2 protein-coding genes are annotated in these 2,479 nt (G+C 34.1%); one reads left to right on the forward strand and one right to left on the reverse strand.

Annotated elements, in window-relative coordinates:
- The first annotated feature begins 47 nt into the window (after positions 1–47).
- Complete coding sequence (locus V7147_RS25010; protein WP_335370502.1) at positions 48–1,262, forward strand: DUF4129 domain-containing protein; 1,215 nt, start codon at positions 48–50, stop codon at positions 1,260–1,262.
- Between the two features lie 39 nt (positions 1,263–1,301).
- Here V7147_RS25010 and V7147_RS25015 read toward each other — a convergent pair whose 3' ends face one another.
- The gene (locus V7147_RS25015; RefSeq protein ID WP_335370503.1) at positions 1,302–2,099 is read right to left on the reverse strand and encodes an HAD family hydrolase; all 798 of its coding nucleotides are present in this window, start codon (positions 2,097–2,099) and stop codon (positions 1,302–1,304) included.
- Positions 2,100–2,479: the final 380 nt, after the last annotated feature.

Consider the following 2,479-nt stretch of genomic DNA (forward strand, 5'->3'; position numbering starts at 1 on the left):
GATATATTTACAAAAAGCTACTTTTTCAGTGAGGAGGGGGGATTCCCATGCGATTTAGTCAATCCTTACTTAAGTCGTACCAATATGTAATGGAAGTCGTCCTACTCTATATATTATTCATGTTACTTTATATTCACACTGAGCTGCTTCCGCCAATTCTACCATTCTTGTTTCTTACAGGCGTTGGAGCAGTTGTGATTGCTATCTTGTTATCGCTTATGAAATCAAATACTCCCTATCTATTTATTATGTTAGTTGTACCATTGCTTGCCTTTGTTAGTAGTAAAATGGGATTGTCGTTCGGGCAGAGCTTTGTTATTGCGGCTTTCGTTTGTTACCGGATGATTGTTCATTTTCATAAAAATCCTAAGCTGACAGAAGCTTTTGTGTTAAATGCAAGCTTACTTTTTGGTGGACTTACTTATTTTGCAGCAAAAGTTCAAGGGTATATTCATAGTGATATCGTGTTGTACTTACTTGTAACTCAATTGTTTGTCTTCATGATTGGTAAAATATTAAACAATGTAAGTACAAGTTCACTTGTCATGAAAAATGTGGCGACGAAAAAAAACTCATGGTCAGCAGTTGGTTTATTTAGTGGCCTTTTTGTAGGTGCAATCGCTATAGCAGTAATTTTTCCGTTTCTTTTAGTAAAGGGATTGTCCTTCGTAACCACGATTATAGGAACTGGCCTTTACTGGGTATCAAAGCCACTTTTTAATGCAGTTGAGGATATTGGATCGTTTAGAAAATCGAGTGGAGAAAATGTTGGCAGCTTGAATTGGGATGATAGCGAAAATAAAAATCTTTTATTAAGGATGACCGAAGATTATAATTTTTTCTATCTTTCCCTTTTAGGACTCATCATACTAGCAGTAATCATCTTCTTCCTAGCTAAAAAGAGGTTTATAAAAGAGCCTGCAGTTGTTGGAGATGTCTATCAATATGCAACCGTTACTGAAGGGATCCAGACCCCTTCTACAAAAAGGAGAAGACCAAAAAATCAAACACCACAAGCAAAGGTCAGAAGGCTGATTCTTGATCTAGAAGTGCTTTCTGCACAGCGTGGTCTAGGCCGCTATCATCATGAAAGTGTGAAAGAATGGTTAAGTCGAAATCAATTTCTTGATTTTCGTCTTGTTGAACTCTATGAAAGAGTAAGGTATGGGGATGAGGAATTGAATGATGAGGAAAACGCAGCTTGTGAGGAAATTGTGAAGCAAATAAAAGCAAAAATAAAAAGTTTAAAAAAACAAAAATAGAAGAACCTGGCTTATTCAGGTTCTTCCTCTTTTTTTCAATCAAACGAAGTGTTTACTGTTTTCTTTTAAAATCAAATTAACTGCTTCGGCAACCGATTCAACGACGTATTTTGCTTCTTTTTTTACATCATCATGTGCTGAAGACATCACAAAACTATATGGAGTTAATCGGAACATGGGGATATCATTAAAAGAATCCCCAATACACGCGATTTCCTCCGGTTTTAATGAAAGTTCATCAAGAAGCTTTATAATCGCATTTCCCTTACTAATTTGCTTTGGCATAATGTCTAAGACATGTTTTTCAGAAATGAATAAATCAATCTCATCATTAAATTCCCTAGAAAGCTTTTCATACATATCAATAATATCATTTTCAAAACCAATCAACGAAATCTTTGATGGTTTGACCGTGCTAAATTTCAAACCAATGTCTGGATCAATGATAATCGGATGGAACATTCTTTTTTGAACATCTTCCACGTATTCATTGTTTTCATGAGTGAAATTGGTGTCATAGCTACAAACAATGGTTACGAATTTACGGTCTAATACTTTTTTATAAATACGTTCAGCTATTTCCTGATTAAAGGTGCGTGAAAAAATAGACCTCTCATCAATGGTCGATGCGAAAGCTCCGTTTTGGCTAATTCGATGAAAGTTTTGCCCGATCAATTTTAATACTTCTTTTATTTCAGTATCCATTCTTCCCGTTGCAATGCTGATTTGAAGTCCTTCAAGTAAAGCCTGATTTAAGGCTTTCACGTCCTGAGGTTTAACTGTATTGTCTTCCTGCAGTAGTGTTCCATCTAAATCACTTACGATTAACTTGATCAATGAAAACACCTCCAAGTTTATTATGTAGATAAAAATTCAATATTTGTTTATTATACATGATAAACTTTAAGGATAGGTATCTTTAAAGTATTTGTTTTGTAAAAATAATACATTCAAATAATAAATTTTATAATTGAAAAACATTCTCAATTTTCTCCTTTGTCGAATTATAGACTTATGTGTTGAAAAACATTTGATTTCTATGCTATACTTTTTCGTGTGAGAGGGTAGGTTGTAAAGTCAAGTGCTTAGTAACCGATTTTCTAAACTTTATTGATACATACGAGAAACTTTTACGTGTTACTGATTCGATCAGGCATGAGTAAAGAAAAGGTAAAAACTATAAGGAAAGGAAGTATCCTATCCATAGTCTTTTATTG

This window comes from Bacillus sp. JJ1521, from assembly GCF_036965165.1.
Lineage (GTDB): Bacteria > Bacillota > Bacilli > Bacillales > Bacillaceae_L > Ferdinandcohnia.